The organism is Parabacteroides sp. AF21-43, assembly GCF_003635435.1.
In the GTDB taxonomy this organism is placed as follows: domain Bacteria; phylum Bacteroidota; class Bacteroidia; order Bacteroidales; family Tannerellaceae; genus Parabacteroides; species Parabacteroides distasonis.
This window is the reverse complement of record NZ_QTMG01000024.1, coordinates 61,234-84,746: the sequence shown is the minus strand read 5'-3', so window position 1 is coordinate 84,746 and position 23,513 is coordinate 61,234. Positions and strand designations below refer to the sequence as shown.

Genomic DNA, 23,513 nt, shown 5'->3' with positions numbered 1-23,513 from the left:
CCTCTTGTTAAGGCTACTCGCCAAGTAGCAGTCAGTTTGGCTACTCGCCAAGTAGCATGAGTATTGAAGGGATGCAAATTTTCAGTAATTCCTTTTTATTTTCACATAAGTATTTATTTATCAGGGTATTACAAGAATATCTTGATAAGGCTCTGAATTATCTTCCTCAATGAATATCATGACAAGTAATAGCTCTGATAGAGCTATGGTGCATATACGCAATCGCCGTAGCCAGGAGGCTGTACGCTGGTACGTACTGACGCTTCCTACCGCTGTTGGGGGACGTGATAATATCTATTCGTCAAAAGGATTAGATGCCGAGCTTTCTCGTCGTAAACGTTGTGGGGAACCCTTGTTCGAGTACTTTGCCCCCTCGTATGTCGAGGCTCGCAAGGTGGGAGGCAAGATGGTCAATACGAGGAAGCCTCTTTTATACAACTATGTGTTTATCCATGCTTCGGAGAATGAGATTTTCCGTTTGAAACGTATCATGCCCTTATATAATCTTCTTCCTCGGGTATCCGTGGGCGAACACTCTTATTTCCCTTACCTGTCAGATCATGAGATGGAGACCTTACGCTGGATGGCAGAATCTTATTCCAATGAGCTTCCGGTGTACGTACCGGATAGCGGTCGCTTGCTGAAAGGTGACCGTGTACGTATCACCTCGGGTTCTTTCATGGGGATGGAGGCTGAGGTGGTGGTGCAACCGGGTGGAGGTCATAAGGATGTCATGGTACGTATCCTTGACTGTATGTGGGTTCCTCTATTTGAGGTAAGGCAAGGCGAGTATGAGCTGATCGAGTTGAATACGAAAGGCAAGCACGTTTATACCCATTTGGATAACGATCGTTTATCGGAAGGTATGCACAAGGCGTTGGGGCGTTATTATCTCTCGGGCAAATTGGGAAAGGAAGACGAACTTTTGGTTCATGAGGTGCTGAAGGGCTATGCTTCCCTTCGTGTGGAGACCGACGTGATGCGTTGCAAGGTTTACTCATTACTCCTTCCGGCCTATAAGCTGTTGGATCAGGAAGAGGAGTTTGAACGCTTGTATTCCACCCTACGCAATATGCTTCCATTGGTTAAGGCAGTGAATTCTCGTGCCTTGCTACTCGTCACGCTTTACGGCTGCACGAATAGCAACCTGTATTACCGTATGGCGCATGAGCTGGTAGATCCCTGGCGGGATGACCCTTCGCCTAAGAGAAGCAAGGCCTTGTTGATACAGCGTTTACACGATTACGATATTTGGCTAAAACATTAAATAGTAGACTGTCATGAGAAAGGAAAGCGAAATTCCCTCCGGTATCCGTTTGATGCTATTGCTGAAAGGGCATTTGAGAGAGATCATGAATCGTGAGTGTGCGAATCAGACCTCGATCCATTTATATTGTACGGGATCTTATTGGGTCGCGTTCGAACGTTCCGCTTATCAATTGCGTCGTGCCTTTCCGGATAGTGAGATCACGCCGATGCGCCTGTACGCTTATCCTTTTCCGGTTGTCATGGTTTCCGTAACGGATCGTTCACTCCGCTCGTATGCTCGCAGGCATATCTTGCGAAGAGACGATAAGGATTACAAGCAATTGACTGTACCTGAACTCTCCGCTCCCGCCTACCAAGCGTGGCATACGAGGGAGGTGAAGGGACTCCCTGCGTTAAACTAATCGGAAAACTCGTTCACGACATTAAAACAGGGACAGGATTTCGACGGGTCCAAGTCTTGATGTCCCACGATTAGGGCTTTGGGGAATCGCTGATGCAATTCACGAAGCAAACCCTGTAGGGCTTCTCGTTGGGCTTCCGTTCGGGTATCCATGGGAGTCTTTCCATCGTTGGCGAGTCCTCCGATATAGCAAACCCCGATACTGTACCGATTGTGGTTCTTACAGTGAGCGCCCACTTGTTCAAGGGGCCTACCGGTCTCGATCGTACCATCGGTCGGGATAACGAAGTGATATCCGCAGCCTTTCCAGCCGAGAGAGCGATGCAGACGGTCGATGTCCATCATCCGTAAAGTGCTGCCCTGCCTATTGGCAGAGCAATGCACGATAATCAACGTGATGGTTCTCATCCGATCCAACCGCTAGCGGCTCCACCGGCAGCACCGGTGATGACCAGTTCGACAATACGGATGATGTAGAGCAAGACGCTCTTCCAATTTGTTTTTTTCATACTTGTAGTCTTTAAATAAATGAATAAAATAAGCTTCATGGTTAAGAGCCGTATTTCTCAATGGTAGGATTTAGATCTCATCGGGAGATTCTGAGTCTCCTTTCTTCAACGCTGCCAAGTCTACCGTGTCTTTATTCTCCTTTACCGCCTTCAGCGAGGCGGCTTGGATCGCGCGGCTGGTTACTAGGTTGAATTCTGCCTTAGAACGTAGGTTCTCGAAGTCTATACCCGGATTGAATAGAATGTTCACTGCCTTGATATTATCGCTGGAGAAGTCCTTGAGTGTAGCGGCCGGCTCGCAGGTGATGGAGATGCTAAAGATTCCTAGTTCGCCGAATTGTACCTTGTAGCCGTTCAGCAATTGTTCCACTAGACATGAGCAGGTGTCGCTTACCACGCCTTTTACCGTGCCGCGTGTGAAAACACCGTTGTGATCTGAGATGTGCTTCACGAAATCATCGAAACTCATCACTTTCGTCACTTGGTTCTTGGCGTACGCCTGTTCCTTTGCTGTCTCATCCAGTGGACTTTTCCACATGTAAGTTGAATAATTAATCATACTTCTTTTTTTAAAAGATTAAACTTATTGTTGACAATGCGAAAGTACAACCCCCGGATAGCGAAATCAAATCCGTTGATAACCGTTGACAAACTGTTTACTTTTCATTGACAAACGATTCATATATACCTTATGTCTGATATAACGATTACCATACACGGCGGCAATAACCAGATACTCCCCAACGCTACGGAAGCCATCCAGAACTTCTATGTGGGGGAATATTGCGGGGAGACCTCCCTAGAAGAGGGGGACGGTAGATCCGGTCTCATGCCTGAAACGATCCGTTTTCGTGCCTATATAAATAAAGAAGAGGATCTGGAACGCTATCTTGCGCAGATCGTCGAGTGCCGGACGGTTACCGAGTTGGCCCAAGTCATTCTGGTCATGCAAGAGAACGAGCTGAAAATAACCCCCGAGGAGATGGTCAAAGAGCGTTTCATCCGCCTCTTTCTACCCATCACCCCCCGAATCACGAAGGGTAAAAGCGTCAGCAACATCCGTGCCCGTATCAACGATGCGTGGAGCAGTCGTCTCAGACACCGCTCAACTGGCCGTTTTTGAGAAGATATACTGCATATGCCCGAGGATATATACTGCGTTAGGTAATTGATATATACTTCATAGGACAATTCATATATACCTCGTTTTCCAAGGGAAACGAAAAGTGATAACCTTACTGAAAAAATTACGATATGACAGAAAACCATGAGCGGGCGGAACAAGCACGTTTCGTCTTCCATATCTACGGTTGCAATGTGCAGATCGTGCCCAATGCAACCCATGCGATCCAAATCATCCACCAGGGTGATGGTACGATCTTGCGGACGGAAAGCTGTATTACGCCCGCCGCTTCGGGACGCCACGAGTCACAGGCACCGCCGTTGGGAAAAGTTAGGGCATTGAATATAAAACAAACAAAATACAAATGATGGATTTTCATAAGGGCAGATGGCGATTGGCCTTAGGCCGTCTGGTGAATTTGCGGTATATCAACCGTTGGATCATTTTTAGTGCGGACCTTTTCGTCTCGCTCTCCGTGTCGTTGCTGGGCGTACTAGGAATGTTCTCCATTCTGCATATACGTATAGGAGAGTCTGATGTGCTGAAAGTGGGCCTCTCCTCATTTGTGGCCAGTATCGTTTCGTTCTTGCTGTTCAAAGCATATCATGGGGTTATTCGTCATTCCACGCTGCGTGGCTTGTGGCGGATCGGTGGTGCTGCGATCGGCAAGTCGCTCTTGATGTTCCTGCTGCTTTGGCTGTTGAAAGCCCGTTTCAGCCCTTCTATCTATTGGTTGGGTGGAATCATGGACAGTACGTTGACGATCGTGATGTTGGTCACGTTGCGTGTCTTCGTGATCAATGTCTATAACAGCGTCCTCCTGCAACTCGGCAAGAAACGCAAGCGGGTACTGGTCTTTGGCACGGAGGAGGAGAGCGTGATGATCGCCACATCGGCGAACCGTCAGGTATTCATGCAGAATTATAGCATCATGGGCTTCCTTTCCTTTGGCAATTCCAAGAAAAGCATCCGGATCGCGGAGTTACCGGTCTACCAGATCGAGAACGTGGAGGATCTGTATCGCTTGATCCCTCGCAACAGCTTGGATGGCGTTCTCTTCCCCAATATAAAGGTTGCCCATCAGGAGCGTGACCGTTTGATCCGTTATTGCGAGCAGGCCTCCTTGAAGACGTTGGTAGTCCCGGAGATGGAGGAGCTACGTGGAGGTGAGGCGAAACGTTCCGTCCGAGAGATCCGTATCGAGGATTTGCTAGGTCGTGAGGAGATCCATATCAATCTGGATGAGATCGGCAATCTGTTGGAAGGGAAGACCGTGCTTGTCACGGGAGCCGCCGGCAGTATCGGTAGCGAGATCTGTCGCCAGCTGGCTCATTTTCCGATTAAGAAGTTGGTTTGCTTCGACTCCGCTGAGACTCCGATGCATAATCTTCGTTTGGAATTGGAAGAGAAATACAAGGAACTGAACTTTGTTCCGGTGATCGGCGATGTTCGCAGCCCGGACCGTGTGGATTATGTGTTCCGCAACTGGCACCCCCAAGTGGTGTTCCATGCGGCGGCCTACAAGCATGTCCCCTTGATGGAAGAGAACCCCTGCGAGGCGATCCGAACAAACGTGTTCGGTACTCGTGTGATGGCAGATGCCGCTGTAAGCTATGGCGTGGAGAAATTTGTGATGATCAGTACGGATAAGGCGGTGAACCCCACGAACATCATGGGATGTAGCAAACGCTTGGCCGAGATCTACGTACAGAGTCTGAGCCTTGCGATTGAGCGAGGAGAGGTGAAAGGCGAGACGCGTTTCATTACGACCCGCTTTGGCAATGTCTTAGGTAGTAATGGTTCGGTTATCCCCCGTTTCCGGGAACAAATCGCTCAAGGAGGCCCAGTGACGGTCACCCATCCCGATATTATCCGTTACTTCATGACCATCCCGGAGGCTTGTCGTCTGGTATTAGAGGCCGGTACGATGGGTAAGGGCGGTGAGATCTTTATCTTCGACATGGGAGAACCGGTGAAGATAGCGGATTTGGCGAAGCGCATGATTGAACTGTCCGGGTTGCAGGTAGACAAGGATATCGAGATCAAGTATACTGGTCTTCGCCCCGGCGAGAAATTGTATGAAGAGCTACTGAATAATAAGGAGAACACGAAAGAGACCCCTCACGAGAAGATTCGAGTAGCGGCGGTTCGTGAGTATATCTATAAGGATGTAGTAGAACATATTAATGTATTAACCGAATTGTCTCTCCGTGTCCAAATCCTTTTGATGGTGAAGGAGATGAAAGCCTTCGTCCCTGAGTTCAAGAGCCAGAACTCCCAGTTTGAGGAGTTGGATTGAATTGATTCGCCATCTCATCCTGTCGATTAATTATCCATATAGGATAACGTTTGCCAAACTCGAGTATCTCGGTTTTGGTAATGCACTTACTGAGCCTGCCCAATATGACAAGCATAAGTATGTCTTCAAGTTTATGCTTGAAATTGCCTTTCCCGGTTCTACGGTATTCAGGTACTGAAGTTACGAACTCTCTTAGATGTTTCATGATGCTGCCACTCGGACAGTCGAAATGCTTTTTTAGTATTATTACACCTAAAAACTTCTATATCAATTGAATGAATCGTATTTTTTTCGATAGCAAAAATACAGGCGGAAGACAAAACCGACATCACGTCGCTCTTGAAATCCGCCTATAAAAAATCTTTTATATGATTAAAAAGAAACACCGAAGACGGTGCTTCGGCATCCCCGTTTCAGCGGCCTGTATCAGTTGGATATCCCGAACAAGGAGGTTCGGATCGGCTTGATGCGCAGCTTGTTGCCTAACTATGTGCAACGCCCCGCCGAGTTGAATACGTTGGTGGCGGAGAAGATTTATAATGGCGATATGGACGGCGCTTTAGTTTTGATGCGCACGGTTCTCTCCACGATCCCCTATTGCGAGAATACGCATTACGAGGGACATTACCAACAATTGCTTTATGTGATTTTTACGTTGATAGGCAATTATGTGGACGTAGAGGTCCGTACCCCCAAAGGCCGTGTGGATATGGTGATGCGCACCCCGACCACCCTCTATGTCGTGGAATTAAAGTTGAATAAAACCGCGGATACAGCCCTTGAGCAAATCCATTTGCGCAATTACCCGGAGCGCTTCGCCCTTTGCGGATTACCCATCGTAAAGGTTGGGATCAATTTCGATACGGAGAAGCGAACGTTGGGGGATTGGGTGATTGAATAAAGAAGGTAAACGCAATATTTTTTACTGAACTCGGTTAAGACACTTTTGAAGTGTCTTAATGAGGAGTATGTCCTAAATTGAATACTTACTACCTGTTACTTTTGGTATAAAACAAACAACTTAACTGTGAATCATCTTTTTGAAAATCAGAAAGATGAAAAGTATTTTAGGGCTAACAAAAAAATAATCAATATGAATAAAGAAATCAAGATCGCCGTGGCCGGAACCGGTTACGTGGGATTGAGTATCGCTACCTTGCTGGCACAACATCATCCGGTGACAGCGGTGGACGTGATACCGGAGAAGGTGGATCTTATCAACCGTAAGAAATCACCGATTCAAGATGAGTATATCAAGCGATATCTCGCTGAGAAAGATTTGAACCTGCGAGCTACGCTTGATGGCGAGGCGGCTTATCGTGATGCCGATTTCATTGTCATTGCGGCTCCCACCAATTATGATCCGCTGCGGAATTACTTCGATACACATCATATAGAGGATGTGATCGATTTGGTATTGAACGTCAATCCGGATGCCGTGATGGTCATTAAATCAACCATTCCTGTTGGGTATTGCCGTTCGCTTTATGTGAAGTATGCTCTCAAGTTTATGACAGATCCATCTCTTAAGGGACATTATTTCAATCTTCTATTCTCTCCAGAGTTTCTTCGTGAAAGCAAGGCCTTACTTGATAATTTGGAACCTTCGAGAATTATCGTGGGCTATCCTAAAGTACTCCCCTCTGATCAAGATAGAAACTGGGATGAGGAGAATGCGGCAATTGCAGCTATTGGCAATCCAAATGCGGAAGATTACGCCAAGATCTTTGCGAATCTTCTTCAAGAGGGTGCAATCAAGGAGAACGTTCCGACTCTATTCATGGGTATGAAGGAAGCAGAGGCTGTCAAACTCTTTGCCAACACCTATCTCGCTCTTCGAGTTTCTTATTTCAATGAGCTTGATACCTATGCGGAAGTAAAGGGGCTCGATTCACAGGCAATTATTAATGGCATTGGTCTCGATCCACGTATTGGTACTCACTACAATAACCCGTCATTTGGTTATGGTGGTTATTGTCTCCCAAAGGATACCAAGCAACTTCTTGCCAATTATGAAAACGTGCCACAGGCTATGATGTCTGCGATTGTGGAGTCTAATCGTACCCGAAAGGATTATATTGCCGATGCCGTACTTCGCAAGGCTGGCTATTACAATGAAAATGCTGTATGGGATGCCGCTAAAGAGCATGAATGTGTTATCGGTGTGTACCGCTTGACTATGAAGTCTAACTCTGACAACTTCCGCCAGTCTGCAATCCAGGGTATCATGAAGCGTATCAAGGCCAAAGGCGCAGAGGTCATAATCTATGAGCCAACTCTTGAAAATGGTACTTCATTCTTCGGCTCTCTGGTAATCAACAATCTTGAGGAGTTCAAACAGAAGTCAAAGGCCATCATCGCCAACCGCTATGACTCATGCCTCGATGATGTGATTGAGAAGGTTTATACTCGTGACATATTTAAGCGTGATTAACTCATGGTACAGTATAATGTAAATCTTGAGGGCAAGACCGTTCTCGTTACTGGAGCAGCAGGCTTTATCGGATCTAATCTCGTTAAGCGTTTGTTTAAGGATATAAAGAATATCAAGGTAATCGGTATTGACAGCATCACAGACTACTACGATGTCAACATCAAGTACGAGCGTCTCAAAGAAATAGAGGCTCTTAACCGAGATTGGGAGTTTGTTCATGCAAGCATCTCAGATAAGGTTGCTGTCGAGAAGATATTTACTGACAACAAGATAGCTGTTGTCGTAAATCTCGCAGCTCAGGCAGGAGTTCGTTACTCTATCACCAATCCTGATGCCTACATAGAGAGCAATCTTATCGGTTTCTACAACCTTCTTGAAGCTTGCCGTCATCATGAAGTTGAACATTTGGTATATGCATCATCATCATCAGTCTATGGTTCTAATAAGAAGGTTCCATATTCAACAGATGACAAGGTGGATAATCCAGTCAGCCTGTATGCTGCCACCAAGAAGAGTAACGAACTTATGGCACACGCTTATTCGAAGCTTTACAATATCCCATCAACAGGTCTTCGTTTCTTCACTGTATATGGACCTGCAGGCCGTCCTGATATGGCCTACTTCGGATTCACCAACAAGCTTCGTGATGGCAAGACCATCCAGATCTTTAACTATGGAAACTGCAAGCGTGACTTTACCTATGTCGATGATATCGTCGAGGGTGTAGTTCGCATCATGCAGCACGCTCCCGAGAAGCAGAATGGAGAAGATGGACTTCCAATCCCAGCGTACAAAGTATATAATATCGGTAACAATTCACCTGAAAACCTTCTTGACTTCGTCTCTATCCTACAGGAGGAGCTCATCCGTGCCAAGGTGCTACCGCAGAACTACGATTTTGAGGCTCACAAGGAACTTGTCCCAATGCGGCCTGGTGACGTATCTGTAACATATGCAGATACTACACCTCTTGAACAAGATTTTGGATTTAAGCCATCAACTTCTTTGCGTGATGGTCTTAGAGCATTTGCAGAATGGTATTCAACATATTATATATGCGTTGATAAATGACCATTTGTGCATTCCTTAAAGAGTAATTGATATATTATTTTATTTGAATCTGCATTATAGTATGTGGATCTGTGGGTTCAATGATTATTCCGCACAATAAAAATAATTCAGAGTGAAACACGCTTTTTTATTTTCAAATTAATCATATGTTAGATAAATCAAGCAAAATATATGTTGCAGGCCATAGGGGCCTCGTAGGTTCCGCAATTTGGAACAACCTCTTGCGGAGAGGCTACACCAATCTCGTAGGTCGCACTCACAAGGATCTTGATCTCACAGATCAGTATGCTGTAAAAAAGTTTTTCGATGAGGAGCAGCCTGATGCTGTAGTACTAGCAGCTGCCTTTGTAGGTGGCATCATGGCCAACAGTCTTTATCGTGCTGACTTTCTGATGATGAATATGAAGATCCAGTGCAACGTTATTTCCGAGGCATATGCTCATGATGTGAAGAAACTCCTCTTCCTTGGCTCTACCTGTATCTATCCTAAGAATGCGCTTCAGCCCATGAAGGAGGACTGCCTCCTCACTAGTGAATTGGAATACACCAACGAGGAATACGCCATTGCCAAGATTGCTGGTCTCAAGATGTGCGAGTCGTACAATCTCCAGTACGGTACCAACTATATTGCCGTAATGCCTACCAACCTCTATGGTCCTAATGACAATTTTCATCTGGAGAATTCGCACGTTATGCCAGCCATGATGCGTAAGGTTTATCTCGCAAAGCTCATCAACGATGGTAATTGGGAAGCTATTCGCAAAGACCTCAATATTCGTCCTGTAGGAGCAAATATAAAGGAAAATCGTTATGTCATTGATGGCAACAGTTCAGAAGCTGAGATTCTCAAAGTCCTTTCCTTCTATGGTATAGAGCACAACAAGGTGAACCTCTGGGGCACAGGTAAGCCTCTTCGTGAGTTCCTCTGGAGTGAGGATATGGCAGACGCATCAGTTCACGTTCTTCTCAACGTTAACTTCTCCGACATCATTGGTATCGAGAAATACTCATCAGTCCATTACGGCAACAAAGCGGATGGTGTAGTTGATCGCAACCACTCAACTGGTCGTGGTGGCGCAATCCCAAGCCTTGGCGAGATCCGCAACTGTCACATCAATGTGGGTACAGGGAAGGAAATCACCATTTGCGAGCTTTCAGAACTTGTAGTCAAGGCAGTAGGTTTCACCGGAACAGTTGAGTTTGATACTGCTAAACCTGATGGTACTATGCGTAAGCTCATAGATGTCAGCAAGCTTCATTTTCTTGGATGGACACATAAGGTTGATATTGAAGATGGTGTTCAGAAGCTTTTCGAATGGTACGAGGAGAGCATAAGTTGAAAACAATTCAATAACGCAAAAAATACAATTATGTCAAAGAATATTGCACTTATCACAGGTGTTACTGGACAGGACGGTAGCTACCTCTCTGAATTTCTTTTGGCCAAGGGCTATGAGGTCCATGGTATCATCCGCCGCTCATCAGTAGATTTCCGTGAGCGTATCGCGCACCTCGAAGGAACTCCAAATTTCCACCTGCATTATGCTGACCTCACCGACTCTATGTCGCTTGTGAAGCTTGTGGACAAGGTGCAGCCGACAGAGATTTATAACTTGGCTGCTCAGTCTCACGTTCAAGTGTCTTTCGATGCTCCTGAGTTTACTGCAGAGGTAGATGCAACAGGTGTTCTTCGCATACTGGAGGCTGTCCGTACCAATCACCTTGAGAAGAGCTGTAAGATTTATCAGGCATCAACTTCTGAGCTCTATGGTAAGGTAGAGGAGGTTCCCCAGAACGAGAATACCCCATTTCACCCATATTCACCATATGCTGTCGCTAAACTCTATGGCTTCTGGATTGTGAAGGAGTATCGTGAGGCATATGATATGTTCTGTTGCTCAGGCATCCTCTTCAACCACGAGTCTGAGCGTAGAGGCGAGACATTCGTAACCCGCAAGATAACTCTCGCTGCTGCACACATTACCCAGGGTAAGCAGGATTGCCTCTACCTTGGCAATCTAGACTCCCTTCGCGACTGGGGGTATGCCAAGGATTATGTTGAGTGTATGTGGCTTATCCTCCAGCACGATAAGCCAGAAGATTTCGTTATTGCTACAGGTGTACAGCATACTGTTCGTGAGTTTGCTACTCTCGCTTTCCATCACGCTGGTATAGAACTTAGTTGGGAAGGTGAAGGCATTAATGAGAAAGGTATTGTAATATCTGGCCCTGAATTTCTTGTAGGCAAGGTCGTTGTAGCCGTATCTGAAGATTTCTATCGTCCTACCGATGTGGTGAATCTCTGGGGCGATCCAACCAAGGCTAAGAATGAACTTGGTTGGAATCCTATGACCACCACCTTCGAGCAACTCGTCGAGCTCATGGTTAAGCATGATATGGCTAAAGTCGCTGCTGATCATGCTGCTGAAGGTGTTCGCAAGATGAACCTTGCTGAGTATCTTGAAAAAGGTATCGTAAAGTAATATTCCAATTTGGAAAGTCGTTGTATAGGTAGTACATTTGTATGTGGTTCATACCACCAACGGCTTCAAATAGCTCCTTAAAAGGAGGGTTGTTCTGTCATAGAAGGCAAGGATATGACGTGTTTGCGTGGAAAATGCATGGTTTCGGTGGAGGTAGATACCAGGCACTTGTGGTGTTAGACAGTAAGATATTTTGCCATAATCATCGAGAAGCCATAGAACTTCATGTTCGAAGGCAATAATATCAATCAGAACTTTGCCATTCCTAGATATGATGAAGTTATATCATAAGCGATAGAATTTATTTACAGAAAAAGAAGAATTCCAAAGATTTTTTTCATGCGTAATGAATAAAAGGGAGACTCTTGAAAGTACTCCTCAATATTGGATCTTTATGATATGCATGTTACTGTTTAGTATCGGAGCATTTCTTTCAAAGTAAAATTTCATTGTTTCTGTCGGATTTAGGAATTTGTAATACGATGTTCTGAAGGTTGACATATGTAAATGTATGAAAAAAACATTCGTTATTAGTCTTATTTTTATTGTTTGTGGTATATTAGGCTTTGTTTGCCAATTGTTGTATGCCTATTTCTTTGGCTTAGGGAAAGAGATGGATATTTATTTTTCGTTTCTCTCCATTCCTGCGATTATAACAGGTGCGTCTGGTGCTGTTTTTTCATCTTTGTTTTTCCCTATTTTTGCTCGAATAGATTCAGTTGAGTTAGATTCTTATATTTGGACTATAAAAGAGTGTGTATCAAAAATAGCATTGCTTATAGCTGTTGTTGGCTTTGTAATTACATATTTTAATATGGATTACATTGTTGGTTCCATAGAAAAATCATATTATAATCTTTCTTTATTGTTGGCTTTTTTATTGTGGATTAATGCATACATGTCAATCGTTAATGGTTTTCTTTCTTCTGTCCAAAATTATTTCAAAAATTTTTTAATTGTATCTTTATCTCAGTTGCTGGTATACATTTTTATCATATTATTTGTGCTTATTCTTCATCAGGTTATAGGAGTAAATTCTATTGCTTTTGGTATGCTATTTTCAGCATTTATTTCTTATATAGTAAATCGATATTATGGTAATTTATTCAAGAAATCCCAATCGTATACCAAAATGGACTCTTTTGTAGTTGTCCAAAACATTATACTAATAATTATATCTTTTTTCCCATTCCATTCGTTTGCTTCAATTGCATATTTGTGGGCCGGACAACTAGATTATGAAGGTGGCGTTTCGCTTTTAGGTTATTCTCATAGTTTTTGCGCTTTTCTTTCTGTTGCTGCAAGTATGGGGTTGTCAACCGTTTCTTTCCCTGATCTTGCTAGGTCTCTTTCTTCAAAGAATAAGGAAATAGTTAACCAAGGATTTATTAATTTTTGGAAACAAATAGAAGCCGTCGTTGTTTTTTCAACATTTGTTGCTGTTTTTACATCCGTATTTGCTTGCCCAATAATAAGTGTTCTTTTTTTAAGAGGGGAATTTGATAATGAAGCTGTTATTGGATTATCTTCAGTTCTTCCTATATATCTTGTGAATGGAGTGCTGATTGCAATAATGAATTTGACGAGGAATGTTTTTTATTCATTAAATAAGCAAAAAATATTTGCGGTTTTTAGTGGGTTAGTGACATTTATTTTCTTTTTTTCTTCGATTATATTTTCAATACAAGTAAATTATATCTTTGTTGGATTTGTTGAGACTATATCTATGGGATTGTTTGCTTTGATTTCTCTATTTTATATAAATTCATTAGCAAAAGTTTTTTGGTTTAAAGATATAGTAAAGTTGCTTAGTCAAATTGTTTTATTAATTTTAATTGCAATATTCTTGTATCTCTTTTATAAAAATATTCTCAATTATTATTTGAATAATATAGTTTGTTTGCTGATAAGTGGAGTCTTGTATACAGTTTTAGCAGATTTTCTTTTATGCAAGATTTTAGTTAATGAAATGATTTTGTCTGTCAATGAAAAAATTGCACATGTGATAAAAAGTAAACTTTTTTGAAAGTTTTTCGATGATATTTTATTGGTGTTAGGCTATGGTTATCTAATTGTAATTGTTAGTGATGAATGGCTTGTGTTGATGATAATGTACAATGTTTTTACTTAGTTAATTATATATAGTGGAATTCGATTGATTGCTAAACTTTTAATTCTATGGATGATATTAATATGGATATAATATTGTTGTGTTTTCAAGTTTTTGTATGGGTATCATGTATATTTAAGTTATGGAATAGAAATAGATTTTATGCCATTTTTTGTATGGTTATTTATTTGTATTTATTACCGACAGAAATTACTTATAGATTTTTTCCATATCTATATGATGCATACTGGGGAAAAGATGTTTGGTGTGAATTGTATTGGTTTGTTAACTTTTCATTGATTACGTTATTTATAGTCCTAAATCATACATCCAAAATTCATAAGGTCTATAATGTTGTATATTATAGGAGGAGAAATTCAAAATCAATAGTTTGTTTTTTTGTTCTTGTGTTTAGTTTTTTAAGTTCATATTTATTAGTTACCAATATGGTGAAAATTTCTTACCAATCCTTAGTGGAAAATGGATCGATGGGAAACGAGAATATTTTGATGACTATAATTGATCAAATGTTTAAGTGGTTGCCTGCTTTCGTGATATTCCCAATGGTTGCTATGGAACAGAAAAAATGGTATATGCAAGTTTTTACTGCATATAATATTTTACTTTATACTATCTATAATATTCTATCAGGATCTCGTTCTGATATCCTTGCAGTTATATTGGGACTTGTACTTTTATGGATATATGGACGTAAGATAAGGATTAAACAAGTTTTTGTTTTGTCTTTTATCGCTATTACGTTTCTATATTTAGCGAGTTTTACTTATTCGTTAAGAGGAGGTGTTAATGAGGGGACATTGGAAGATATTTTACTTAAACAAGATTATACAGCGCCAGCGTATAATTTGGTTGGTGTTATTGGCAAAAATATTATTGATCCATTAATGGTTATTAATTCTCAGATTATAAAAACATTTCCATTATTGGGAGGTGATTGGTTATATTTTTTGATTGCAGATTCTCTTTTTCCTAGTTCTCAAGTAAGCGCCTCTCAGGGATGGGCTTTTCATCCTTTTGCTGAAGGTTATATCTTTTGTGGCTTTTTAGGGTTTGTATATAATGGATTGGTGATAGGTCTAGGATTGTCAATATGGAATCGTTTTATTTTAACTAATAATGAAAGATTTAATCGATTTATGTTCGCAATTATGGGATGCATTTTTTTCTCATTGGTGAGATCACAGTCTGTGAATTTCTTTAGGTATATGTATTATATGTTTATTCCATCAGCTTACATATATTCTCGATTATCTAATATAAAGATCAATTATCGGGGGTTCTTGCGATAACCCCCTAATAAGCAGAACTAAACATCACGTTTATGATATTTACAAGAAAAGATCTGCAAGAATATTTAAAGCGAGATAATCTAGGGTTTGGTTCCCAGACTTTTTATAAGCGTATGATAAAAAGATTGGGAGGATATGAAAATTATTATATATATGAATTTTTTCGTGTATTGAGGCATTATGAATTTTACCTAAATTTAGAAAAACGTACTCTATTGGAGAGGGTATTTCTGTTGTATTGGAAATATAGATACAATCACAGCAGAATAAAATCAAATATGTTTGTTGCTCCTAATACTTTTGGGCCAGGTGTCATGATTGTACATCCAGGTTTTCTTCGTTGTGATAGTTGGATTCATATTGGAGAAAATTGCACAGTTCTTCCTAATGTTTTATTTGGAAAACGTAATGCTATGAATTTTGGCTCTAAATGTAGTATCAATGTAGGAAACAATGTTTATATTTCTGTCGGAGCAATAATCTTGGGACCTATAACAATTGGCGACAATGTTGTTATTGGGGCTGGATCTGTTGTAAATAAGGATATCCCTAATAATGTAATAGTAGCAGGTGTTCCTGCAAAGCAAATTGGATTTACTTTGTCAACAAATTAAGGTGGAAAAAAGTATGAATAGATTAACTTTTATAGGAAGTATTCAATTAAATAGCCCAAGTACAGGTGGTGGTGTGCAAACAAAGAATCAGCATTTTTTGAGATATATACTCTCTAAAAATGTTGACTGTAGAGTCTTTGATACTTGGAAAAAAAAATCCGTATTGTCGTTAATTATGTCTCTAATATATATTGTAAGAACTAAAAGAAGTGAGCCAATCATTCTGTCAATATCAACTAGAGGTGCTTATTATATAGCAAAAATACTAAATTTAACTCATCTAAAACGGAGAATTTTCTATTGGGTTGCAGGAGGAGATTTGGCAATAGATCTCAAAAACGTATCTCTTAAAAACCGAAGAGTATATGATGTGTTTACTAAAGTAGTAGTTCAATGTAATTATTTGAAACGTGACCTAGAGGAATTATCAATTACTAACTGTGCAATGGTTCCGAATTTTAAACCAGTAATATTTAAACCAACAATTGATAAAGCTATTTTTGAGAAAATACGTTTTGTGTATTTTTCAAGGGTATTAATACAAAAAGGAATCGAAGAAATAATCCAAGCATTTAAGTCTTTAGATAATAAAAACATTTGTTTAGATATTTACGGAACTTTAGTGCCTCCATATGATGAAGGCTATTTTAAGGATTTTTATTACCTAAATATTAATTATAAAGGCTTTCTTGATGTGAGTGTAGAAGATGGTTATAAACAACTATCCGAGTATGATGTTTTACTATTCCCTACATATTTCAAGGGTGAAGGTTTTCCTGGAACATTGTTAGATGCATTCATAGCTGGTGTGCCAGTTATTGCGTCAGACTTCCATGCTAATGGTGAAGTCCTTGTTGATGGTTATAATGGATTGCTTATTCCCCCTAAGGATGCAGTAGCATTATCTACCGCAATGAATAGACTTATTTCAGATATTGATTTGCGCAAAAAATTAAGGAAAAATGCAATTCTTACAGCAAGGGAATATGATGTAGAAATGATACTAGATGAAGCCTTTGCAAGATTAAAAATTTTTGAAGATTAGTATATGAAAATCGTAAATATCATAGGAGGTCTAGGTAACCAGATGTTTCAGTATGCTTTTGCTGTAGCGTTGAAGGCGAAATATCCCAATGAGGAGGTTTTTATTGATACTCAACATTATAAAAATGCTTTCATTAAGGTTTATCATGGCAATAACTTTTATCATAATGGTTATGAGATAGACAAGGTATTCCCGAATGCGACTTTAGAACCTGCCAGACCGAAGGATTTGATGAAGGTTTCGTTCTATATTCCAAATCAAGTTCTTGCTCGAGCTGTTCGTCGCATATTTCCAAAGCGAAAGACAGAGTTTGTGACAGATCAGCAGCCGTATGTGTTTATACCAGAGGCTTTGTCTGTAATAGATGACTGCTATTTTGATGGTTACTGGATGACTCCACTCTACTTTGATAAATATCGTGATAGGATTCTTAAAGAGTTTACTTTTCGTCCATTCGATACAAAGGAGAATTTGGAATTGGAACCTCTTCTCAAACAAGATAACTCTGTGACTGTACACATTCGTCGTGGTGATTATGTCGGATCTTCCTCTTTTGGAGGTATATGCACACTTGATTATTATCGTAATGCAATACGTGAGGCCTATAACTTGATTACTAGCCCAGAGTTCTTTATTTTCTCAAATGACCAGAAATGGTGTATGGAAAATATGAGGAATGAGTTTGGTGATGCAAAGGTTCATTTTATTGCACACAACCGAGGTGCCGATAGTTATCGCGATATGCAACTCCTGTCCATCGCTAGATGCAACATATTGGCAAACAGTTCATTCTCTTGGTGGGGTGCATACTTGAACCAGCGTAAAAATTGTTTTATTATATGCCCACATAAATGGCATAATACGTTGGAATATTCTGATTTGTATTTGCCTACATGGATTAAAATTTAATATTGTGAAGTATAGAACATTTGAATTTGCAGATCGTATTCATGAATTCTTAGGACCCAGAAAACATGATTTAGAGACTGATATCAGAGAAATATCTCGGCTGCTCGAATCTGAGAATCCAAGCATGATATCAAGAATAGGAAGTGTTGAGTTTCAAGCATTATTTTTAATCCGATATTTTCCTTTGAGTTTTCCATTATTGTCAAGATCAAAGAGAAATATGAGAATGAATGCCGGTTTTTTCCCAGTTTCAATGAGAACACTTAAACAGTTTTATCTTCTTTATAAAGAAGATTGCAAAGATATAGACTTGTTCGTAAGGTGGCGAATCGAAGAACTATTTTTTAGTAATTGGTTTAATCATAAAAAATATGTCCATAAGTCAACTTTGGATTCGTTTTTTTCCCAGCAACATCCTTGGACCTATTCTCTAAAAGGGAAAAAGATTCTTGTAGTGCATCCTTTTTCTGAGACCATCGAGAGTCAGTACAAAAACAAAAAGAAGAAACTATTCAAGAACAGCGAGGTGTTGCCTGAGTTTGCTTCATTGCAGACCATTAAGGCTGTGCAGTCAATTGCAGGCAATCCTGTTGGCTTTGACACTTGGTTCGATGCACTTGACTGGATGAAAAGCGAAATTGACAAGAAGGATTTTGATATTGCTCTGCTAGGATGTGGCGCATACGCCCTTCCGCTGGCTGCTCATATCAAACGTATGGGCAAAAAGGCTGTTCACATGGGAGGTGTGCTTCAGTTTCTATTTGGAATAACTTGCAAGCGATATGAAGAGAATGATGAATTTAAGCCTTATATCAATGAGTATTTCGTTTATCCTGATGCCAAAGATAGACCTAAGAATGCTTTTGCGGTAGAGGGTGGTTGTTATTGGTAAAATATTTTGATATATGGCAAATATTCGATTTAGATTAGCTAAGCCAAGTGATGCAAAGCAAATTGCTTATGTTCACTTGCACATCAGAGATAAATATGACCAAGGTTTTTTTGCGCAGGTAAATTATTCTTTCCTTAAGCAATATTATAAGGTAATGCTTAATGATCCAAACGAAGTTATAGTTTGTGCAGAAGATGAGAACGGACTGATAGTAGGTTTTAGCAGCGGTTCACTAGATGCAAGTAAGCAGATGAAATCAATGCGTGATAACAAATTTTCATTTCTGTGGCCATTATTTACCTCTGCAATATCAAACCCGAAATTAATTAAGGCAGCAATTGATAGATTCAAATCAACTAAAGGTGAATCAAATAATCATTATGTCTCTTCTAAAGGTGCCCGAGGTGAATATTGGGGATGGTTGCCAAATAGAAAAGATCCTGAAGTCGCAATTTCTATGAATGACATGTTCATGTCGATTATGAAAACATTGGGAGTGAAAGATTTATTTATTGAAGTAGATACAATTAATAAGCAGATCTTTAAATTTCATAAGATTAATGGAGCTAAGGTTGTTTCTACATTTACACTCCCTGACGGCAGAGAAAGAACAGAGATGGTATATGATTTAACAAAGATAAAATTCAGATTTATATAATAAAATTACGATTAACATTTAAAAATTGCATCAATGAAAGATTTTATTGTGAATTTTGCAGATCAGTTTGACGATCTTGATGCTTCAACAATTAGTGCTGAAACAAACTTCCGAGAATTAGATGGATGGTCATCCATGGTTGCTCTTAGCGTGATGGCAATGGTGGATGATGAGTATGAGGTACAGCTTAGGGCTGACGAAATGCGCAAGACCAACACTATCCAGGAACTCTTTGAACTAATATCTTCAAAGAAGTGAACTGTATGTATAATCCTTTTTCACTTGAGGGTAAAACTATTTTGGTGACAGGAGCCTCCTCTGGTATAGGAAAAGCTACAGCCATTGAGTGTTCTAAGATGGGTGCCAAGGTTGTATTGACTGGTCGTAATGAGGCCAAATTACAGCAGACCTATGATTTATTGATGGGAAATGGTCATTTAATGATTGTGGCTGATTTATCATGTGATGTTGATATTTCAACAATTGTTGAGAAATGCCCATCAATTGATGGACTTGTCAATAATGCGGGACTTTCCATCATACTACCGACTCATTTTATCACTCGTGATAAAATGGAGCAGATAATGTCTGTCAATACTTTGGCTCCAATTCTTTTGATGCAGCAATTATTGAAAAAGAAAAAACTAGAAAAGAATGGATCTGTTGTATTTACTTCGTCTATTTCTGGACCTGTTATTGCAGGAGTTGGCAACGTTATGTATTCTACATCTAAGGCTGCCGTGTGTGGTTTTGTTAAGAATGCTGCATTGGATCTTGCAAGTAAAAATATTAGAGTAAATGCGGTATGTCCAGGTATAATAAATACACATATTTGGGATACAGGAACTATTTCAGAGGAGCAACTTTCTGAAGAAATGAAGAAATACCCTTTAAAGCGATTTGGCAAACCAGAAGAGGTAGCACATGCCATTATCTATTTTCTAAGTGACGCTTCTTCGTTCACTACAGGCACAAATCTTGTGATAGATGGTGGTTTTACCCTTCAATAATCATGAATAATTATGAAAGTAATTCTTAACAATGTTCAGGTTAAGGCCGTGGCTTCATGGTTGCCAAAGAATATTCTAGAAATGGTTTCTCTTGGTGCAGAGTATGGTGATACGGAGGTAGCCAACATTATGAAGGCAACAGGTGTAGAACGTGCTCGCATTGCTGACAAAGACATGTGTTCTTCTGACATGTGCCAGAAGGCAGCTGAAGCGTTAATGGAAAAGGATGGAATCAATAAGGATGAGATTGACGGACTTGTGTTCGTTAGCCAGACGTGCGATTGGATTCTGCCTTCAACGTCTATTGCACTTCAAGACCGTTTAGGTTTGTCAAAGGACACTGTTTGTATTGACATTCATTATGGTTGCTCTGGCTTTATTTATGGTTTATTTCAGGCTGCTTCTTGGATAACTACCGGTGCTTGCAAGAATGTACTCGTATTGGCTGGTGATACGACATCACGCATGATGAATCCTAATGATAAATCACTTCGTATGGTGTTCGGTGATTGCGGTACCGCGAGCCTTGTAACCGTAGGAAATACTTCTATGGGCTTCCATATTCAAAGTGATGGAAGTGGAGCTGATCGTTTGATAGTTCCTGCTGGAGGTTTCCGTTTGCCAGTTTCTGAGGAAACAAGCGTTCTAAAGTGGGATGAGGACAAGAATGGCCGTACTATGAATGACCTTTTCATGGATGGTATGGCCATTTTTAATTTTGCAATAACCGAGGTACATAAAAATGTGAACTCACTAATTGAGTACATGGATTGGGTAAAGGAAGATGTAGGATTCTATGCCCTTCATCAGGCAAATGAATTTATGGTAAACTATGTTCGTAAAAAACTAAAAGTTGCTGCTGAAGTGGCCCCTGCCAACTGCAAGGACTATGGCAATACTGGACCTGCTACCATACCATTTCTGCTGAGTGATGTTTGCAGTCAGAAACAATATGACCTCAAAAAGACCATTATGTGTGGTTTTGGTGTGGGGCTGTCTTGGGGTAGTGTCGCTGCTGACCTTTCTGAAACAAAATTCTATGAACCAATTAATAAATAAAACATTATGCAGACTAAAGTATTAGAAGTTATTAATGATATTCGTGCTTCTAAGAATATGGAAGCTGTTGTAACCCTCAACGAGGGTGATAAGCTCCGTGACGATCTAGGCCTTACTTCATTCGATCTCGCAGAACTTACCGTTCGCATCGAGGATGAGTTCGATATTGACATCTTCGAGGATGGTCTCGTTAATACTGTTGGTGAGATTTATGCAAAACTTAGCTAAATGCAATGGCAGTATTTCTTGTAGATAACGATAAGACTTATACATACGAGGACTTGTTCTGCTCGCTTAATCATGCGATAGAATATTGTCCTTTGCTCAAGACAAGGGATGTATACGTCTATTTCGTTAACCTAATCCGTGCTCTGACTGCAAATAGACCTCTGGTTCTATTGGATTCGGACTTGAATCCTTCGGAGATTGATGGTGTGGACGAGAATGAGGTGAACCAGACAAAAGTTATCGAGCAGAAATCATTTGCTTCGATGGACGATGTGGTGGCTTCGCTTCAGCAGTCTTCATCAGAGATCACCATCTTCACCTCAGGAACTACTGGTCAGCCTAAGAAGGTGGTGCATACCGTTGACACCTTGACTCGTAGCGTTCGTCTTGGCGATAAGTACAAGGGCCAGGTGTGGGCGTATGCCTACAACCCTACTCACATGGCAGGTCTACAGGTGTTCTTTCAAGCATTCGAGAACCAGAATACCCTCATCAACGTGTTCAACAAGCAGAGGGCTGATGTTTACGAGCTGATTGGCAAGTATCAGATTACTCATGTGTCAGCTACTCCTACATTCTATCGTTTGCTCCTCCCTTTCGAGCATGCATACGAGAGCGTGATTCGTGTCACTTTGGGTGGCGAGAAGTCTGAACAGCATCTGTATGACTCCATTATGAAGATCTTTCCAACGGCAAAGATTAATAACGTGTATGCCTCAACCGAGGCAGGATCGTTGTTCGCAGCCAAGGGCGATTGCTTCCAGATACCAGAGAAGATTCGCGATAAGTTTACAGTTGTTGATGACGAGCTGCTTATCCATAAGTCACTTCTTGGACGTTCCGACAGTTTCAAGTTCGAGGGTAATTACTATCACTCTGGTGATCTCATCGAGTGGGTAGACAAGGAGCAAGGACTGTTCCGCTTCAAGAGTCGCAAGAACGAGCTCATCAATGTGGGAGGCTACAAGGTCAATCCAGGAGAAGTGGAGAATGTCCTTCGAGCAATCGATGGCGTGAAGCAAGTGCTTGTCTATGGTAGGGCAAATTCAGTCCTCGGTAGCGTGCTTTGTGCTGACATCCAGTTGGAAGATAGTTCTGAACTCACCAATGTTGATATTAAGAAGGCGCTTACCTCACAGCTGCAGGATTTCAAGATTCCACGCAGAATTAAGTTTGTAGAACAATTCGAATTAACAAGAACCGGTAAACTCAAACGATCATGAGTAAAAATATTATTGTTACAGGTTGCTCTCGTGGCGTAGGTCTCGAAATTTGTCGTGTCCTACTCGAACAAGGCAACAACGTATATGGTATTGCTCGTAGCTATACCGATGAATTCAAGGCTCTGGAAGCAGAGTGCCCTGATCACGTCTTCTTCAAGAGTGTTGACCTTGCTGATTGTGAAAACGTACGCCATAATGTCTTCAAAGACTTTTGTAGCAACAAGGTACAGATTGACGGTTATGTAAATAATGCAGCTGTTGCATACGATGACATTGTGACCAACCTCAATTTGGAGCGACTTCAGGCTATGTACAACGTGAATGTCTTCACTCCAATGATGATGACCAAGAATGTTATTCGCAACATGATTCTTCACAAGGTGAAGGGATCTATTGTACATATCTCTTCTATCTCTGTTCACACAGGCTACAAGGGATTGGCAATGTATGCCTCTTCTAAGGGTGCACTCGAAGCATTCTCAAAGGATACTGCTCGCGAGTGGGGATCCCTCGGCATCCGCTCAAATGTCGTAGTTCCTGGCTTCATGGCAACCGCTATGAGCTCTACTCTTACAGAGGAACAAAGAGGCAAGATTTATGCCCGTACGTCACTCAAGGCAGCTACTAGTATCCGTTCAGTTGCAGAAACTGTTGCTTTCCTTGTAAGCGAGAAGGCAGAGAGTATCACTGGTCAGAATATTCACGTTGATAACGGTACGATATAAGTGATACAAGTTGACAAAATAGTCAATAGTGTATTCAACTCCAATACTTACATTCATTGAGTACATTCATAGTTAGGAGTAAGTGGACGCTTGATAATGAAGCTATAGTCACAATGACAGGTTCTCTTCCAACTGTTGTATA

24 protein-coding genes and 1 pseudogene are annotated in these 23,513 nt (G+C 40.9%); 23 read left to right on the top strand and 2 right to left on the bottom strand.

Features of this window, described 5'->3' with window-relative positions:
- Positions 1-169: 169 nt before the first annotated feature.
- The gene (locus tag DWX84_RS15880) at positions 170-1,267 is read left to right on the top strand and encodes a transcriptional regulator (protein ID WP_122377558.1); all 1,098 of its coding nucleotides are present in this window, start codon (positions 170-172) and stop codon (positions 1,265-1,267) included.
- A 13-nt stretch (positions 1,268-1,280) separates the two neighbouring features.
- Positions 1,281-1,670 carry a hypothetical protein gene (locus DWX84_RS15875; RefSeq protein ID WP_122377557.1) on the top strand — a complete coding sequence of 130 codons (390 nt, stop codon included), beginning with the start codon at positions 1,281-1,283 and terminating at the stop codon, positions 1,668-1,670.
- On the opposite strand, the gene DWX84_RS15870 is transcribed toward DWX84_RS15875, so the two are convergent.
- Together DWX84_RS15870 and DWX84_RS15865 are read right to left on the bottom strand one after the other, a co-directional pair.
- Positions 1,667-2,077, bottom strand: coding sequence for an N-acetylmuramoyl-L-alanine amidase (locus DWX84_RS15870; protein WP_005867677.1), 411 nt, complete (start codon positions 2,075-2,077; stop codon positions 1,667-1,669). The genes DWX84_RS15875 and DWX84_RS15870 overlap by 4 nt on opposite strands.
- A 171-nt stretch (positions 2,078-2,248) precedes the next feature.
- Positions 2,249-2,737, bottom strand: a complete 489-nt coding sequence (locus tag DWX84_RS15865) for a hypothetical protein (protein WP_005859232.1) — start codon at positions 2,735-2,737, stop codon at positions 2,249-2,251.
- A 132-nt stretch (positions 2,738-2,869) separates the two neighbouring features.
- Between DWX84_RS15865 and DWX84_RS15860 the strand changes: the two genes are divergently transcribed.
- The 21 genes and pseudogenes from DWX84_RS15860 to DWX84_RS15755 all read left to right on the top strand — a co-directional run bounded on the left by DWX84_RS15860 (position 2,870) and on the right by DWX84_RS15755 (position 23,371).
- Entirely contained in the window at positions 2,870-3,301 is a 432-nt protein-coding gene (locus DWX84_RS15860; protein WP_005859229.1) for a hypothetical protein, read from the top strand.
- 131 nt (positions 3,302-3,432) lie between these two features.
- Positions 3,433-3,669 carry a hypothetical protein gene (locus tag DWX84_RS15855; protein WP_005859228.1) on the top strand — a complete coding sequence of 79 codons (237 nt, stop codon included), beginning with the start codon at positions 3,433-3,435 and terminating at the stop codon, positions 3,667-3,669.
- Positions 3,666-5,600, top strand: a complete 1,935-nt coding sequence (locus DWX84_RS15850) for a nucleoside-diphosphate sugar epimerase/dehydratase (RefSeq protein ID WP_005867679.1) — start codon at positions 3,666-3,668, stop codon at positions 5,598-5,600. Before DWX84_RS15855 ends, DWX84_RS15850 begins: the two co-directional genes overlap by 4 nt.
- A gap of 418 nt (positions 5,601-6,018) precedes the next feature.
- Positions 6,019-6,501 (top strand): annotated as a pseudogene (locus DWX84_RS15840) (PD-(D/E)XK nuclease domain-containing protein); the annotation flags it as partial.
- A gap of 192 nt (positions 6,502-6,693) precedes the next feature.
- The gene (locus tag DWX84_RS15835) at positions 6,694-8,034 is read left to right on the top strand and encodes a UDP binding domain-containing protein (RefSeq protein ID WP_005867682.1); all 1,341 of its coding nucleotides are present in this window, start codon (positions 6,694-6,696) and stop codon (positions 8,032-8,034) included.
- Positions 8,035-8,037: 3 nt separating this feature from the next.
- A complete protein-coding gene (locus tag DWX84_RS15830; RefSeq protein ID WP_005867683.1) occupies positions 8,038-9,105 on the top strand; it encodes an NAD-dependent epimerase/dehydratase family protein in 1,068 nt (355 codons plus the stop codon).
- Between the two features lie 146 nt (positions 9,106-9,251).
- Positions 9,252-10,445: a GDP-L-fucose synthase gene (locus DWX84_RS15825; RefSeq protein WP_005867684.1), complete on the top strand. Its 1,194-nt coding sequence runs from the start codon at positions 9,252-9,254 to the stop codon at positions 10,443-10,445.
- Between the two features lie 30 nt (positions 10,446-10,475).
- On the top strand, positions 10,476-11,588 hold the full coding sequence (gmd, locus tag DWX84_RS15820; protein ID WP_005867685.1) for a GDP-mannose 4,6-dehydratase: 1,113 nt from the start codon (positions 10,476-10,478) through the stop codon (positions 11,586-11,588).
- A 511-nt stretch (positions 11,589-12,099) separates the two neighbouring features.
- Positions 12,100-13,614 (top strand): lipid II flippase MurJ, encoded by a 1,515-nt coding sequence (locus tag DWX84_RS15815; RefSeq protein ID WP_005867687.1) that lies wholly within the window; start codon positions 12,100-12,102, stop codon positions 13,612-13,614.
- 530 nt (positions 13,615-14,144) lie between these two features.
- Positions 14,145-15,008, top strand: a complete 864-nt coding sequence (locus DWX84_RS15810; RefSeq protein WP_227793931.1) for a hypothetical protein — start codon at positions 14,145-14,147, stop codon at positions 15,006-15,008.
- 32 nt (positions 15,009-15,040) lie between these two features.
- Positions 15,041-15,622: a maltose O-acetyltransferase gene (locus tag DWX84_RS15805; RefSeq protein WP_005867690.1), complete on the top strand. Its 582-nt coding sequence runs from the start codon at positions 15,041-15,043 to the stop codon at positions 15,620-15,622.
- 13 nt (positions 15,623-15,635) lie between these two features.
- Complete coding sequence (locus tag DWX84_RS15800; protein ID WP_005867691.1) at positions 15,636-16,667, top strand: glycosyltransferase; 1,032 nt, start codon at positions 15,636-15,638, stop codon at positions 16,665-16,667.
- A 3-nt stretch (positions 16,668-16,670) separates the two neighbouring features.
- Positions 16,671-17,576 (top strand): alpha-1,2-fucosyltransferase, encoded by a 906-nt coding sequence (locus DWX84_RS15795; protein ID WP_005867692.1) that lies wholly within the window; start codon positions 16,671-16,673, stop codon positions 17,574-17,576.
- 4 nt (positions 17,577-17,580) lie between these two features.
- On the top strand, positions 17,581-18,468 hold the full coding sequence (locus DWX84_RS15790; protein WP_128616951.1) for a hypothetical protein: 888 nt from the start codon (positions 17,581-17,583) through the stop codon (positions 18,466-18,468).
- Positions 18,469-18,481: 13 nt separating this feature from the next.
- Entirely contained in the window at positions 18,482-19,126 is a 645-nt protein-coding gene (locus tag DWX84_RS15785) for a hypothetical protein (RefSeq protein WP_008777897.1), read from the top strand.
- Positions 19,127-19,159: 33 nt separating this feature from the next.
- Complete coding sequence (locus DWX84_RS15780) at positions 19,160-19,384, top strand: acyl carrier protein (RefSeq protein WP_005867792.1); 225 nt, start codon at positions 19,160-19,162, stop codon at positions 19,382-19,384.
- Between the two features lie 5 nt (positions 19,385-19,389).
- Positions 19,390-20,136: an SDR family NAD(P)-dependent oxidoreductase gene (locus DWX84_RS15775; protein ID WP_005867794.1), complete on the top strand. Its 747-nt coding sequence runs from the start codon at positions 19,390-19,392 to the stop codon at positions 20,134-20,136.
- Positions 20,137-20,148: 12 nt separating this feature from the next.
- Positions 20,149-21,195 (top strand): 3-oxoacyl-ACP synthase III family protein, encoded by a 1,047-nt coding sequence (locus DWX84_RS15770; RefSeq protein ID WP_005867795.1) that lies wholly within the window; start codon positions 20,149-20,151, stop codon positions 21,193-21,195.
- Between the two features lie 6 nt (positions 21,196-21,201).
- Positions 21,202-21,423 carry an acyl carrier protein gene (locus DWX84_RS15765; RefSeq protein ID WP_005867797.1) on the top strand — a complete coding sequence of 74 codons (222 nt, stop codon included), beginning with the start codon at positions 21,202-21,204 and terminating at the stop codon, positions 21,421-21,423.
- A 5-nt stretch (positions 21,424-21,428) separates the two neighbouring features.
- Positions 21,429-22,646, top strand: a complete 1,218-nt coding sequence (locus tag DWX84_RS15760; protein WP_005867799.1) for a fatty acid--CoA ligase family protein — start codon at positions 21,429-21,431, stop codon at positions 22,644-22,646.
- Positions 22,643-23,371, top strand: coding sequence for an SDR family NAD(P)-dependent oxidoreductase (locus DWX84_RS15755; protein ID WP_005867801.1), 729 nt, complete (start codon positions 22,643-22,645; stop codon positions 23,369-23,371). Before DWX84_RS15760 ends, DWX84_RS15755 begins: the two co-directional genes overlap by 4 nt.
- Positions 23,372-23,513: the final 142 nt, after the last annotated feature.

Coding starts and splice junctions, on each gene's coding strand:
- DWX84_RS15880 (WP_122377558.1), top strand. CDS start 170: ATGAATATCATGACAAGTAATAGCTCTGATAGAGCTATGGTGCATATA.
- DWX84_RS15875 (WP_122377557.1), top strand. CDS start 1,281: ATGAGAAAGGAAAGCGAAATTCCCTCCGGTATCCGTTTGATGCTATTG.
- DWX84_RS15870 (WP_005867677.1), bottom strand. CDS start 2,077: ATGAGAACCATCACGTTGATTATCGTGCATTGCTCTGCCAATAGGCAG.
- DWX84_RS15865 (WP_005859232.1), bottom strand. CDS start 2,737: ATGATTAATTATTCAACTTACATGTGGAAAAGTCCACTGGATGAGACA.
- DWX84_RS15860 (WP_005859229.1), top strand. CDS start 2,870: ATGTCTGATATAACGATTACCATACACGGCGGCAATAACCAGATACTC.
- DWX84_RS15855 (WP_005859228.1), top strand. CDS start 3,433: ATGACAGAAAACCATGAGCGGGCGGAACAAGCACGTTTCGTCTTCCAT.
- DWX84_RS15850 (WP_005867679.1), top strand. CDS start 3,666: ATGATGGATTTTCATAAGGGCAGATGGCGATTGGCCTTAGGCCGTCTG.
- DWX84_RS15835 (WP_005867682.1), top strand. CDS start 6,694: ATGAATAAAGAAATCAAGATCGCCGTGGCCGGAACCGGTTACGTGGGA.
- DWX84_RS15830 (WP_005867683.1), top strand. CDS start 8,038: ATGGTACAGTATAATGTAAATCTTGAGGGCAAGACCGTTCTCGTTACT.
- DWX84_RS15825 (WP_005867684.1), top strand. CDS start 9,252: ATGTTAGATAAATCAAGCAAAATATATGTTGCAGGCCATAGGGGCCTC.
- gmd (WP_005867685.1), top strand. CDS start 10,476: ATGTCAAAGAATATTGCACTTATCACAGGTGTTACTGGACAGGACGGT.
- DWX84_RS15815 (WP_005867687.1), top strand. CDS start 12,100: ATGAAAAAAACATTCGTTATTAGTCTTATTTTTATTGTTTGTGGTATA.
- DWX84_RS15810 (WP_227793931.1), top strand. CDS start 14,145: ATGGTGAAAATTTCTTACCAATCCTTAGTGGAAAATGGATCGATGGGA.
- DWX84_RS15805 (WP_005867690.1), top strand. CDS start 15,041: ATGATATTTACAAGAAAAGATCTGCAAGAATATTTAAAGCGAGATAAT.
- DWX84_RS15800 (WP_005867691.1), top strand. CDS start 15,636: ATGAATAGATTAACTTTTATAGGAAGTATTCAATTAAATAGCCCAAGT.
- DWX84_RS15795 (WP_005867692.1), top strand. CDS start 16,671: ATGAAAATCGTAAATATCATAGGAGGTCTAGGTAACCAGATGTTTCAG.
- DWX84_RS15785 (WP_008777897.1), top strand. CDS start 18,482: ATGGCAAATATTCGATTTAGATTAGCTAAGCCAAGTGATGCAAAGCAA.
- DWX84_RS15780 (WP_005867792.1), top strand. CDS start 19,160: ATGAAAGATTTTATTGTGAATTTTGCAGATCAGTTTGACGATCTTGAT.
- DWX84_RS15775 (WP_005867794.1), top strand. CDS start 19,390: ATGTATAATCCTTTTTCACTTGAGGGTAAAACTATTTTGGTGACAGGA.
- DWX84_RS15770 (WP_005867795.1), top strand. CDS start 20,149: ATGAAAGTAATTCTTAACAATGTTCAGGTTAAGGCCGTGGCTTCATGG.
- DWX84_RS15765 (WP_005867797.1), top strand. CDS start 21,202: ATGCAGACTAAAGTATTAGAAGTTATTAATGATATTCGTGCTTCTAAG.
- DWX84_RS15760 (WP_005867799.1), top strand. CDS start 21,429: ATGGCAGTATTTCTTGTAGATAACGATAAGACTTATACATACGAGGAC.
- DWX84_RS15755 (WP_005867801.1), top strand. CDS start 22,643: ATGAGTAAAAATATTATTGTTACAGGTTGCTCTCGTGGCGTAGGTCTC.